We start from the raw sequence: 12,208 nt of genomic DNA, 5'->3' as shown, positions 1-12,208 counted from the left end.
GGGGATTTGCGGCGTTCCCTGATCTAGGCTGCCGCCGTGGCTGTGAAAACCGCGCTCACCATGGCGCTGGTCATGGCGGCAGGGCTCGTCCCGCCCCCCGCGGCGGCCCTCGGCGCCGTGCCGGCGGTCCTCGCCCTGCCCGGCACGAAGGCGACCCTCCGTGAGGATCCCGCCGACCCGCTGATCGTCACCTCCTACACCCTCGGCAAACCGGCCTACCTGCGCACGTACGGCAACGCCGAGTTCACCAGGAAGACCGCCTACTCCGAGATCACGGTCGCGCCCGGCGGCGCCGCCGCCGTCGCGGTCCCGGTCCGCTACAGCGCCGGGCGCGACGCGGCCGTCCTCATCGACCGGCGGACCGGCAAGGCCACCAGGATCCCCACGGTCAAGAAGCCGCTCGTCAACGGCTACCCCTACTGGCACCGCGGCGGGCGGCTGGTCGTCCTCACGGTGCAGAAGAAGCAGGCGAAGAGTTGGGTGACCACCGGGTTCACCCTGGTGGACGCGGCCACCCGCAAGACGCGCACGGTGACCGTCTCCGGCGTGGACCCGGCCGCCACCTTCCAGTGGGCGCCCGACGGCCGCCACCTGGTGACCAGGCACGGCACCGGCATCCGCTTCTACACCACGGCCGGGGCCGTCCAGCGGACGCTGGCCGAGACGGGCCGCCCCACCGGCGGCGAGGAGGTCTTCTCCCCGTCGGGGACGCGCCTGACGACCTGGTGCCCGCCGCGCTACCGGGAGCACGTCTGCCTGGTGGACGCGGCGTCCGGCCGGGTCGCGGTCCGCGTCCCGGTCAAGCCCGAGGCCGTCTGGGGCTGGTGGGACGACCTCCACCTGCTGGCCGTGCTCGCCAGGAGCGGCGGCTACCAGGTGGCCGTCGTGGACCTCAAGGGCCAGGTCGTCCGCAACCTCGCCACCATCCCGGCGGCGGAGTGGAAGAAGAAGCTCTACCTCGGCTACACCCGCACCTGACCCCGCCTGCTCCGCCGCCGGTCCCCCGGCGCTCACGCCTCCTGCACGGGCACGATCTCGACGTAGCCGTTGCTCCAGCCGGTGTACCATGCGAACACCTCGGCGGAGCTCAGCCCGCGGGTGGCCATGGTCTGCGTCAGCAACTCCAGGAGTTCCGGCGGCTGAACGCGGAGCTCGTCCCCCGCGACGAGCTCGATCGTGCCGAAGAGCTGTCCGCTTCGCACGTCCCTGACCTGTAGGACGGATGCCCTCATTCGAATATCGACCTTTCTCCCTGGGCCTTGTCGGCGATCTGGAGCCAGCGTGACCAGACCAGGTCGAACCAGTCCGGATATCCCAGGGCCTCGAAATGGTGCCGCACGGACTGGATGCGCTCCGCGAGGTATGCGACATCCGCGCGGGACAGCGCGTTCGGTACGTACTCGAAGGACTCGACTAGCGCGCCCCTCCAGGTGCGGCTCACCCACGGGCCGGCCATCGGGCTGTTCGTCACCTCGGGTATCCGGCCGACGTACTCGGGGGGGAGGGGGACGAAGCTTCCGGAGAAGTCGATCCCCCACGGCTCGCCGTCCGCGTCCATGATGATGTTGAGCCGGTTGGCGTCCCCGTCGGCGGTGAGCACGTGGAACAGCCCCAGGATCTGCGCGGCCAGGGAGGTCGGGACCGGCGCCCAGCCGAGCGCGGCACCCGTGCCGACATAGGGCATCCACAGGTCGCGCTCGCCGGTCCGGTAGATGGGCGGCACGTTGGCCCCCAGGGCCTCGCCGAGGAGCGAGGCCAGTTCCTCGGCGTCCGCCTCGCCCCGCATCTTGACCTCCTTGTACACCCATTCGCCGACGTCGCCCAGGTTGATCAGCCGCACGTTCCACGCGCCCACGCCGCCTCCGAGCGGGATCCCGTCGCCGGGCCCCGCCGCCAGCGCCCCGGCGAGGTCGGGCGGTAGCGGGCGCAGGCCGGGGGAGGAGGGGTCGTGACCAGGGAGGTGACCGGAGGGGAGACCGGGCGAGCCGTGCGGCTGACCGGTGCCGCCGCCGGAGTCCGCATCGCCGCCCCAGTTGATGAGCTGGTCGATGGACCGGCGCGCGGGTTCGGCCCCGCCGTCGTGACCCGTGCGCTGCGCGGCGGCCTGGGGATGCCCACGCTCGCCGCCGGCGTGCGCGGCGGAGCCGTCGGAGCGTGCCGGACCGGCGTGTGCGGCGGGACTGTCGGAGCGCGCCGGACCGCCGTGCGCGGCGGGGAACGCGGGGTCGGCCGGGCCCGGGGAGTGCTGGACACGCGGGTCGGGGCCGGTCGGCCGGGCGAGGGGGGACTGCGGGTCGGGGCCGGCTGACCGGGCGAGGGGGGCGTTCGGGTCCGGGGGGAACTGCGGGCCGTGTGGGGCGGGACCGGGAGGCGGCCCCGGGCTTTCCGGGATGCGGGCGGGCGGGGGCGGGCCGGGACCGTCCGGAGTGCGCGCGGGCGGAGGAGGCACGGGGCCGTCCGGGGTGTGGCCGGGTGGAGGGGGTGAGGGGCTGTCCGGGGTGTGGCCGGGCGGAGGAGGTGGGGAGCTGTCCGGGGTGTGGCCCGGGGGAGGAGGTGGGGAGCTGTCCGGCGGCCGGGGGCCGGTGCCAGCTGTGAGGTCGTCCCCGGGGGGGACGTGCGGTACCGGGCCGCCGTCGAGTCCGGTACCGGGCGGGCGGGGCGCGGCGCCGGGGTTCCAGCTCGCCCAGTGGGCGTCGGCGCCGCCGAGCGCGCCGGCCGTGGTGCCCTTGGCGACCGCCTCCCAGTTGATCGGCTGGCCGCTGGCCATCATGGTGAGCAGGGTCGCCAAGCCGCCGGCGGCGGCCGAGTGGCCCATCAGGCCCACGATCGACCTGGGCGCCCACAACCCGGTGCTCAACGTCAGCAGGGTGGCGGTCAGCGCCCCGCTGAACCCGGCCCAGAGCACCTGCTCCCAGTCGATCTCCTCCCGCCGGTCCTGGCTCGCCTGGACGTAGAGCTCCATGCCGGCGCCCAGGAGGGAGAACAGCGCGATGTTGAGCAGCAGCCGCTTGGCCAGTGCCCTGATCGTCCGGCGGGTCACCTGGGCGCGGGCTCCGGCCGCGGCCCAGGCCACCCCGGAGGCCGGGGACAGCGCCGCCCACAGCAGCCAGCCGAGCTGCACGATCAGGAACAGCGCCGAGAGCTTGATCATGCGCTTGGCGTACTGGATCTGCACGCCCAGGTCGTTGCAGGCCACTGCCAGCCCGGCGAGGCGTTTCAGCAACTCGGTCTTGCGGTCGGTGGTGTCCGTCCGCACGTGGTCGAGGAACTCCCGGAGCGCTTCGCCCTCCCAGTCCTGCCGCACGCCGGCGGTGGCGCCACCGGCCGCGGAGCCGTCACCCCGTGCCCCGTACCTGATCCGGTAGAAGGCCGCCGCCAGGGCGTCGGCGAGTTCGAACAGGCGAGTCTCGTCCCCCTCCGGCCAGTCGGGGCCGACCGCCCAGGCGATCCACGGCCGCACGGGTTCCGGAATGGGTACGCCGTCCAGCCACACGACCGATCAGCCCTGGTTCGCCTGATCGGCGGCGTCGTAGGTGTGGCGCGTGTCTCGCAGCCGGGTCTGGACGCCCTCCAGGTCGGCGAGGTAGGCGTCGAACGCGTCGAGGAGCCCGTCCTTCAGCTGGGGGAAGTGCCGTTCCAGCTCAGCGCCGTACTGGTCGTCGCCCATCGGCCGGCCGGCGACGGCGAAGGCGTCCAGGACGTCCTTCCGGGTCTGCTCGACCAGTTCGGCCTCCCGGGCGGCGTCCTTGTTCCGCGCCTGGATGCCTTCCCCGAGGCGTAGTAGCCCTCACTCATCGCGCGCCGGCGCCGGGAAGAACAGCTCCGGCCCCGCCTCGCCCGACAGCGCTTCGTACGGCAGGCCCGCGGGGATCAACGGCTCCACGAGTTCCCTGGTGCGCGCCTGAGGAAGCGCGGCGTAGAACTCCACCGCGGAGCCGTCGGGGGTGATGGGGCCGGGACCGGTGCCGGTGTTCATGGCCGCACGCTACGGCTTCGCCGGGCGGGCCGCGAGGGTCACAGGTAGAGGCCGGTGCCGTGCTCGGACGCCTGGGTGGCCACGGCGTGCAGGTCGCGCTCGCGCATCACCAGGTAGATCTGGCCCTGGACCTCGACCTCGTACTGCTCCTCGGGATGGAACAGGACCTTGTCGCCGACCTTGACCGCCCGGGCGTTCGTCCCGACGCCGCACACCTCGCCCCAGACGAGCCGGTTGGCCATCTTCACCGTCGCGGGGATGACGATGCCCGCAGTGCTGCGCCGCTCCTCGGCATCCTGATCAAGCTTGATCATGACTCGGTCGTGCAGCATCTGGATTTCGAATTTCGGGTCTGGCACACAGGCAGTTTATGCACCCGCACAGGCCGCCTTCCCCGGAAAGCGCTCTCTTGGCAGGATGGGCGCAGATCGAGGAGGCACGATGTCCGAAGCGTTCGGGTTGGACGGCTGGCAGTGGGTGAACGAGCCGAAGGAGTGGACCGCCGGTGCGGAGGAGCTGCGGGTCGTCTGCGACGGCAAGACGGACCTGTGGCGGACCACGCACTACGGCTTCATCTATGACAATGCCCACATGTTCGTCCGGCCGGTGCCGGGCGACCTGCGGCTGACCGTGACGTTCCGGGGGGGTTTCTACGCCGAGCAGTACGACCAGGCGGGCGCCGTGCTCCGGATCGACGAGAACAACTGGATCAAGGCCGGGGTGGAGTACGTGGACGGCGCGCTGCAACTGAGCGCGGTGGTCACCAGGGAGTTCTCCGACTGGGGGGTGACCCTGGCGCCGGGCCGGCCCGAGAGCGTCACCTTCGACCTGCGCCGCGAGGGCGACACGGTGACCGTGCGCTACGGCCTGGACGGCGCCGAGCCCGACCGGATGCTCCGGCTCGCCTACTTCCCGCCGGGGGTGCCGGCCCTCGCCGGGGCCATGTGCGCCGCCCCGGTCGGCTCCGGCTTCCCGGTCACCTTCACCGGCCTGACCGTCGAGGGGTAGCTCAGGGCAGCCGTAGCTCGGCGAAGGTCGCCTTGTGGTCGGTGCCCGCGAGCGGGTGGGCGCGGAACGCGCGGACCGCGATCCGCTCGTCGGCGAGGATCCGGTCCAGGGTGATGCCGGGGACGGTCTCCCAGCCCTTCGCGGGCCAGGTCGGCAGCAGCCCGTTCCCGGTCGCGTTGGCCGCGTCGCGGTAGCCGCTCGCGATCAGGTCGCGGACCGGGGCGTGGTCCAGGGTGGCGTTGAAGTCGCCGGCCAGCACCTGGTGCGGGCCGCTCTCGGGCGCCCTGGGCAGCGCGCGCAGGCCGTCCAGCCAGCAGGCGTGCTTGTAGGCGAAGCGCGGGGCGCACGGGTGGACCGAGGTCACCTCCACCCGCCGGTCCCCGGGCATCGTGACCAGGGCCCGGGACTGGGCGAAGTTCCCCAGATCGATGGGCGTCAGGGCGCGTAGCGGGAACCGGGAGTAGATCGCCGAGCCGCCCACGCCGGAGCGGATTTTGGTGTCCACCCGGTGCGGCAGCAGCCCGCGCAGCCCGTTCCCGTCCAGCCCTTCGGCCGCGTCCGGGGTGACCTCCGCGAGCGCCAGCACGTCGGCGCGCTCGGCGCGGACCAACTCGATCAGCGCCCGGTGGTCGGCCGCGCCCACCGCCAGGTTGGCGGCGAGCACCCGCAGGACCGGCCCGGAGACGGCGGGCCCGTCCTGCGGCAGCGCGCGCGGCAGCACGCACCCGGCCAGCGTCAGCGTCACGACCAGGCCCGCAGTGCCGGCCGCGCGGCGGCGCAGCAGCAGGGCGAGCACCGGTACGGCGGGCGAGGCGGCGGCGACATAGGGGGTGAAGGCCACGAGCTGCACCCAGCGGAATCCCGCGTCGAAGCCGGTCACCCGGAGCGCGGTCCACGCCGCGAAGACCAGGACGAGCAGCCAGACCAGGATGTCCGCCCATCGGCGGCGCCCGCGCGTCCGGACGGTCCCGGCGGGCGCGGCCGTGTCGACGGTCATGGCTGGAGCGTAGTGCGTTGATCGCGCACTTCACCGATCTTTGCGAGATCTGGGCGCTATGCGAAATATTCACCGATCGGTGATCGTGGTCACACGTGCGTTCCCCATCATGTGATGGACATCGAGCCGTCGGCGGGAGACGTACGTGGTCAGGATCGCCCCCTTCGCAGGTCTGCCCCGTCCCTGGCGGTGGGCCGCGCGCGTCCTGACCGTGCTCCTCGCGCTCGCCCTGGTGCTCGGCGTGGTGGCCACGGTGACGGTACGCAGGTCCTTCCCGCAGGTCGCCGGAGAGATCGAGGTTCCCGGGCTGTCCGCCCCCGTGACCGTGCGCAGGGACGCCAACGGCATCCCGCACATCTACGCCGACACCCCCGCCGACCTCTTCCTGGCCCAGGGCTACGTGCACGCCCAGGACCGGTTCTGGGAGATGGACTTCCGCCGCAAGACCACCGCCGGACGCCTGTCGGAGCTGTTCGGCGCCACCACGCTGGACGTGGACAAGGTGGTGCGCACCCTCGGCTGGCGGCGCACGGCCGAGCAGGAGGTCGCCCGGCTCGCCCCGGAGACCGTCGCCGGGCTGGAGAGCTACTCGGCGGGCGTCAACGCGTGGCTGTCCCAGCACGGCGACGCGGCCGGCCGCAGCCTGGAGTACGTCGTCCTCGGCCTGACCGGCGTGGACTACACGCCCGAGCCGTGGACCCCGGCCGACTCGGTGAGCTGGCTCAAGGCGATGGCCTGGGACCTGCGCTCCAACATGGACAGCGAGCTGTCCCGCGCCCTCTCCGCCGCCAAGGTGTCACCGGACCGCGTCCAGGCACTCTTCCCCGGCTACCCCTACGACCGCCACCTGCCCATCGTCACCGCCTCCACCCCCGAGGCGGGCGCCCCCGCCGGGACGACGCCGGGAGGGCGGGGGATCGCGGGTGCCGGAGTGGCGCTGGCGGGCGCGGCGCGGGCGGTGGCGGCCGTGCCGTCCCTCCTGGGCACGGCCGGGGCGGACCGGGCGGGCATCGGGTCCAACTCCTGGGTGGTGGGCGGCGCGCACACCGCCACCGGCAAGCCGCTGCTCGCCAACGACCCGCACCTCGGCCCCCGGATCCCGTCCATCTGGTACCAGGCCGGCCTGCACTGCCGTACCCGTACCGCCGCCTGCCCCTACGACGTGACCGGCTTCACCTTCTCCGGCCTGCCCGGCGTCGTCATCGGGCACAACCAGCGGATCGCCTGGGGCTTCACCAACCTCGGCCCCGACGTCACCGACCTGTACCTGGAGCACACCAGGGACGGCGCCTACCAGGACGGCGCGGAGTGGCGGCCGGTCACCTCGCGCAGGGAGCGGATCGAGGTCGCCGGCGGCGCGCCCGTCGAGCTGGACGTGCGCTCGACCGGCCACGGGCCGATCATCTCCGGCGTCCTCGCCGACGCGCGGAACGCCATCCCCGGCGCCACCGCCCGCCCCGCCCCGTCCGCCGAGGCAGGCGGGGATGACGCGGACGGCGGCACGGAAGGCACGGCGGCGGGTACGGCCGCGGCGGGTGGCGCGGCGGTCACCGAGGTGGCGTTGCGGTGGACGGCGCTGGACCCCGGCCGCACCGCCGACGCGATCTTCATGCTCAACCGCGCGCAGAACTTCGAGGAGTTCCGTACGGCGGCGGCCAGCTTCGAGGCCCCGTCACAGAACCTCGTCTACGCCGACGTGGACGGCAACATCGGCTACCAGGCGCCCGGCAGGATCCCGGTCCGCGCGTCGGGCGACGGTACCTGGCCCGCGCGCGGCTGGACCGGCGAGCAGGAGTGGACCGGGTTCATCCCCTTCGAGAAGCTGCCCAGCGTCTACAACCCGCCCGAGGGCTACATCGTGACCGCCAACAACGCGGTGACCCGGCCGGGCGGCGACGTGTACCTCACCTCCGACTGGTCCTACGGCTACCGCTCCCAGCGGATCACGGACCTGGTGCGGAAGGCGATCGAGGAGGGACCGGTCACCGCCGACACGATGTCCCGGATCCAACTGGACGACGCCAACACCCTCGCCCCGGTCCTCGTGCCCTACCTGCTGCGCGCGGGCGTGCCCGGCGAGGTCCGCGACGTGCTCGGGCGGTGGGACTTCCGCCAGTCCCGCGACTCGGCGGGCGCGGCCGTCTTCAACGCGACCTGGCGGCACCTGCTCGGCCGTGCCTTCGCCGACGAGCTGACCGGGGCCGCCGAGCCGGGCGGCGGCGACCGCTGGTACGAGGTGGTCCGCGCGCTGCTCGACCGGCCGGACGACCCGTGGTGGGACGACATCCGCACGCCGGCGAAGGAGACCCGCGACGACATGCTCGCGGCGGCGGCCACCGCCGCGGCGGCGGAGCTGACGGAGGAGCTCGGCGACGCCCCGGAGGACTGGCGCTGGGGCGACCTGCACACGCTGGAGCTGACCCACGAGACGTTCGGCACCAGCGGCGTCGGCCCGATCGAGTGGCTGTTCAACCGCGGGCCGCTGCGCACCGCCGGCGGCAAGGACACCGTCAACGCCACCGGCTGGACCACGAGCGCGGGCTACCAGGTGGACTGGGTGCCGTCCATGCGCATGGTCGTCGATCTGGCCGACCTGGACCGGTCACGCTGGATCAACCTGACCGGCGCGTCCGGGCACGCCTTCCACGCCTCCTACGACGACCAGGCGGAGCCGTGGGCGGATGGCGGCACCCTGCCGATGCGCCACACCGAGGCCGCCGTACGCGCCGCCGCCGTGGACACCCTCACCCTCAGGCCCTGACCGGCGCGAACGGAGCGGGCCTCCGCCGACCGGGGGTGCCCTCGTCCCCGCGCGACCACTGCCGCGCCGGCCGCGCGTCAGACCTGGACGCCGCGCACCTCCACGATGTCGGCCAGCGGGAACTCCAGGTAGTCGCCGGCCTCCTCGCACCACGCGTCCAGCACGCCGCCGCGCAGCTCGCCGTGGCTGATGGTCGCGGTCAGCCCGTCGGTGAGCGTGATCGCGGCCCGCACGCCCCGGTCCACGACGAAGCCGAGCAGGGACTGCTGCGCGGTCGGCAGCCGGGTCGCCATCCGCCCGATCACCGCCCAGGTCCGCCCGCCCTGTCCCTTCTCGGAGTCCCGGGTCAGCACCAGCCGGTGCGCGTGCTCGCGCGGGTCGGGAGCGGGTTCGGCCAGCGGGTACGGCGGCGCCTCCAGCTCGGCCACCCGGCCCCCGGGCAACAGGATCAGCCGCCCGCCCGGCGGCTCCTCGATCTTGGCCCGGCGGATCGTGATCTCCCCGGTGTCCTCGATCGGCACCGGGGCGTAGCCGTTCTCCCGCAGGGCGGTCAGCGTCTTCTCGGCGGGCGCGGCGCTGGCCAGCACGGTCGGGGCGAGCAGCCGCAGGCCCAGCCTGGTCAGCCGACGGTGCCCGGCGATCTCGGCCAGCAGCGCGGGATCGGCGGCCTGCACGATGCACGCCACCGAGGTCACGGTCACCTCGCCGTGCCGCCTGGCCACGTCGTGCATGAGATAGCTGAGCGGCTGCGGTATCGTGCCCACCTCGGCCAGGTCGGCGAGCAGCTCCTCCGGTGTGTGCCCGGCGTCCAGCGCCCGCCGTACGCTCGCCGGGCTGAACCGCCACACCGACGCCGAGGCCGCGCCGCGTGACTCGCGGTCGGCGGCCCGGTCGAGCAGCTCGGCCAGTTCGGCCGAGGGCGGGCCGGTCACCACGGCGGTGAGGTCGGCGCCGAAGAGCGCGCTGCGCCGGACGCTGGCCAGGGCCCGGGTGGAGCACTCGACCAGCATCGGGTCGTGCTCCACGGCGGGGGCCGCGTCGTCGTTCTCGCTCCCCGCGACGTGGCCGAGCGCGGCGAGCGCCCGGCCGAGGTCGGTGATCGCGTCGTGCGCGATGAGCCCGAGCAGCCGCGCCTCGTCCAGCACGGCCGGGGCGATCTCGGCCAGCAGCGCCTGGTCGAGCAGCGGGGCGTGCCAGTGCACGTGCCGGACGAGCCCGGCGCGGCCTGCGTAGGCGGTGCTGTCGGGCAGGTGGGCCAGCGCGCCGAGCACCGCCCGGCGTATCCGGCCGATCGCCTGCCCGGCCGGGTCGTCGCCCAGCACGGTCGGGTACTTGCCGTCCACCTTGCGCAGTGACGCCCGCTCCATCCGCCACCACGCCGCCAGCAGCACCCGCAGCCGGGCCGCGCCGTCGTCCAGCCGCCAGTGGTCGAACCGGTCGGTGGGCACCAGCCCGCCCGCCTGCTCGTCGAAGGCCAGCAGCCGGGCGACCGCGCACACTTCCAGCAGCAGCCGCGTCTCGTCCTCGTCGCACCCGGTCTCCCTGGCCACCCTGCGCACCTCGCGCACGCCCACCCCGCCGCCCTTGAGCAGCGGCAGCGGGCTCTTGGCGGTGTTCTCCAGCAGCGCGGCGCAGCGCTCGACCACGTGCGGCGCGGCCAGCGCCATCAGATGGTCGATCTCCTCGGGGTCCACGGGCAGCGTGGCCAGCTCGGGCGGCTGCGGGGTCAGCGGCGGGTGGTAGTCCGGGCCGCGTACGGCGAGCGCCACCTCGCGGGGCATCTCCGCGACGTTCCAGCTCGGCCGGAACAGCAGGCCGTGGTCGGCGGCCCACTTCTCGGCCGTGCCCGGCACGACGAACCGGGCCCCGTCCACATCGCGCGCCGGGCCGTCCCAGGCGAACTCCTCCAGCAGCCGCAGCGTGCCCTCGGGGGCGCCGCCGATCAGCTCGCGCACCACGGCGGGGTCGGTGAGGATCTCGACGACCCGGGTGACGAGCCGCCGCTTGGTACCGTGCGGGGGCAGGTCCAGCGCGCGGCCGAGGGTGCGCAGCGCGTCCGGGCTGATCGTCCAGGAGTTGAGGTAGTGCGCGAGCGGCTCGCCGAGGCCGCAGGGGGCGGTCCACCAGCGTGACACCGCGCCCGCCAGCCGGATCCCGCCCGTCGCGTCCGGCCAGGCGAGGGCGTGGTCGTACAGCTCGTCCAGCCAGGGGAGGACGTCGGCCTCGGGGACGTCGAGCAGCCTGGCCAGCCTGTCGGCGCCGGCGTTCTCGCCGAGCACCAGGCACGCCTGGGCGACCTCCAGGCAGGGCAGCGGCAGGCCGCGCATCGCGTCCATCACCGCGAAGCCGTTGCCCAGCCGCTGCGCCAGGGTGTCCAGGCGGCGGGGCCACGGCGCGGCGATGGCGTCCGGCCGGTTCGCCAGGACGCGGGCGAGGCGATCCTCGTCCAGGGTCTTCAGCCAGCCGAGCAGGTGATCGTCCATCTCTCAGCTCTCTCAGGGGGTCTCGCGCGGGACTCACCGTGAGCCATAGCCAACCACGGTAATGCAGATCACATGCCCGAAGGCGGGAGCAGCGCGGAATGGAACATGCGGCCTGACCCCCGACATCGGCATCTTCTCCGCGGACCGATATGAGCTCGGCGTGACGTAGTTATCTCGTCACCCGAAAACTTTTCTCCTACGATCGCCGATCGTCAATGGCCCGTCGGGGCCGTTCTCCGATCAATGTCGGATCCGATCCATGTCGGAGAGGGGGAGCGGACATGGCTCGGCCCGGGGACGCCATGCGGGTGGGGGAGAGGCGTCCCCGGGCCGGACCGAGAGCGGCGCCGACGCGAGGGGAAGGACGGCGCCTGGGAGATGGTCGGGGGCCGGCGGGCCGCGCCGGCCGCCGGCCGGCGCCCGCCGGTCACTCGTCGGGAGCGGTCACCACCGCCCAGACGATCTTGCCGTGCGGCGCGATCGGGACGTACCCCCAGCGCAGGCTGAGCGACTCCACGATGTGCAGGCCGAGCCCGCCCGGCTCCAGCGCCGAGGGGTGCCGCAGCTCGGGCGCACCGGAACCCGGGTCGCTGATCGCGCAGGCCACCAGCCGGCCGCGGCGGATCAGCGACAACCTGATCGGCTCCTGCGCACGCGGCTCGGCCAGCCGCAGGCCGTGCCGCAGGGCGTTGGTGGACAGCTCCGAGACGATCAGCTCCAGGCTCTCCCCGAGGTCGGGGAGCCCCCAGCCGGCCAGTGTGCCGGTGGTGAAGGTACGCGAGGAGTGGATCGACTCGGGGCGTGGCGGGAGGACGAACACGGCGCTCGCCAGGTCCGCCTCCGACGCGATCGTGGCCGGCGGGCCGGTCAGGAGGTCGCGTGCGGCGTCGGGCCACCATCCGACGGCCGGCCACCGGTCGAACGCCGTGGGGAAGGCGGGCGCTCGCAGGGTCCTCAGTTGAGCGGACTGCACGGGATCATGA

The 12,208-nt window shown here is 73.8% G+C and carries 11 protein-coding genes; 3 read left to right on the top strand and 8 right to left on the bottom strand.

All coding sequences use genetic code 11. From position 1 onward, the window contains the following. The first annotated feature begins 36 nt into the window (after positions 1-36). Positions 37-978 carry an eIF2A family protein gene (locus tag QSK26_RS28390; RefSeq protein WP_285778333.1) on the top strand — a complete coding sequence of 314 codons (942 nt, stop codon included), beginning with the start codon at positions 37-39 and terminating at the stop codon, positions 976-978. Between the two features lie 32 nt (positions 979-1,010). On the opposite strand, the gene QSK26_RS28385 is transcribed toward QSK26_RS28390, so the two are convergent. The 5 genes from QSK26_RS28385 to QSK26_RS28365 all read right to left on the bottom strand — a co-directional run bounded on the left by QSK26_RS28385 (position 1,011) and on the right by QSK26_RS28365 (position 4,335). After that, positions 1,011-1,232, bottom strand: a complete 222-nt coding sequence (locus tag QSK26_RS28385) for a hypothetical protein (RefSeq protein ID WP_285778332.1) — start codon at positions 1,230-1,232, stop codon at positions 1,011-1,013. Further along, the gene (locus QSK26_RS28380) at positions 1,229-3,460 is read right to left on the bottom strand and encodes a WXG100-like domain-containing protein (RefSeq protein WP_285778331.1); all 2,232 of its coding nucleotides are present in this window, start codon (positions 3,458-3,460) and stop codon (positions 1,229-1,231) included. Before QSK26_RS28380 ends, QSK26_RS28385 begins: the two co-directional genes overlap by 4 nt. Before the next feature lie 39 nt (positions 3,461-3,499). Continuing rightward, positions 3,500-3,667 (bottom strand): hypothetical protein, encoded by a 168-nt coding sequence (locus QSK26_RS28375; protein WP_285778330.1) that lies wholly within the window; start codon positions 3,665-3,667, stop codon positions 3,500-3,502. Between the two features lie 120 nt (positions 3,668-3,787). Further along, a complete protein-coding gene (locus tag QSK26_RS28370; RefSeq protein WP_285778329.1) occupies positions 3,788-3,976 on the bottom strand; it encodes a hypothetical protein in 189 nt (62 codons plus the stop codon). 38 nt (positions 3,977-4,014) lie between these two features. Continuing rightward, complete coding sequence (locus QSK26_RS28365; RefSeq protein ID WP_285778328.1) at positions 4,015-4,335, bottom strand: GroES family chaperonin; 321 nt, start codon at positions 4,333-4,335, stop codon at positions 4,015-4,017. Between the two features lie 82 nt (positions 4,336-4,417). On the opposite strand from QSK26_RS28365, the gene QSK26_RS28360 reads away from it, so the two are divergent. Further along, positions 4,418-4,984: a DUF1349 domain-containing protein gene (locus tag QSK26_RS28360; RefSeq protein WP_285778327.1), complete on the top strand. Its 567-nt coding sequence runs from the start codon at positions 4,418-4,420 to the stop codon at positions 4,982-4,984. 1 nt (position 4,985) lies between these two features. On the opposite strand, the gene QSK26_RS28355 is transcribed toward QSK26_RS28360, so the two are convergent. Then, positions 4,986-5,981, bottom strand: a complete 996-nt coding sequence (locus QSK26_RS28355) for an endonuclease/exonuclease/phosphatase family protein (RefSeq protein WP_285778326.1) — start codon at positions 5,979-5,981, stop codon at positions 4,986-4,988. Positions 5,982-6,126: 145 nt separating this feature from the next. Here QSK26_RS28355 and QSK26_RS28350 point away from each other — a divergent pair, with 145 nt between their 5' ends. After that, on the top strand, positions 6,127-8,742 hold the full coding sequence (locus tag QSK26_RS28350; protein WP_285778325.1) for a penicillin acylase family protein: 2,616 nt from the start codon (positions 6,127-6,129) through the stop codon (positions 8,740-8,742). 77 nt (positions 8,743-8,819) lie between these two features. Here the strand turns inward: QSK26_RS28350 and QSK26_RS28345 are convergent, their stop codons facing one another. Both QSK26_RS28345 and QSK26_RS28340 read right to left on the bottom strand, forming a co-directional pair. Next, complete coding sequence (locus QSK26_RS28345; RefSeq protein WP_285778324.1) at positions 8,820-11,225, bottom strand: helicase-associated domain-containing protein; 2,406 nt, start codon at positions 11,223-11,225, stop codon at positions 8,820-8,822. Between the two features lie 427 nt (positions 11,226-11,652). Beyond that, the gene (locus QSK26_RS28340; RefSeq protein ID WP_285778323.1) at positions 11,653-12,198 is read right to left on the bottom strand and encodes an ATP-binding protein; all 546 of its coding nucleotides are present in this window, start codon (positions 12,196-12,198) and stop codon (positions 11,653-11,655) included. Positions 12,199-12,208: the final 10 nt, after the last annotated feature.

It is taken from the genome of Microtetraspora sp. NBRC 13810 (assembly GCF_030268685.1).
Taxonomy (GTDB): Bacteria; Actinomycetota; Actinomycetes; order Streptosporangiales; family Streptosporangiaceae; genus BSRQ01.
Note: the sequence above shows the minus strand (reverse complement) of the source record. Positions and strands in the feature narration are given on the sequence as shown.

Coding starts and splice junctions, on each gene's coding strand:
- QSK26_RS28385 (WP_285778332.1), bottom strand. CDS start 1,232: ATGAGGGCATCCGTCCTACAGGTCAGGGACGTGCGAAGCGGACAGCTC.
- QSK26_RS28375 (WP_285778330.1), bottom strand. CDS start 3,667: ATGGGCGACGACCAGTACGGCGCTGAGCTGGAACGGCACTTCCCCCAG.
- QSK26_RS28370 (WP_285778329.1), bottom strand. CDS start 3,976: ATGAACACCGGCACCGGTCCCGGCCCCATCACCCCCGACGGCTCCGCG.
- QSK26_RS28360 (WP_285778327.1), top strand. CDS start 4,418: ATGTCCGAAGCGTTCGGGTTGGACGGCTGGCAGTGGGTGAACGAGCCG.
- QSK26_RS28355 (WP_285778326.1), bottom strand. CDS start 5,981: ATGACCGTCGACACGGCCGCGCCCGCCGGGACCGTCCGGACGCGCGGG.
- QSK26_RS28345 (WP_285778324.1), bottom strand. CDS start 11,225: ATGGACGATCACCTGCTCGGCTGGCTGAAGACCCTGGACGAGGATCGC.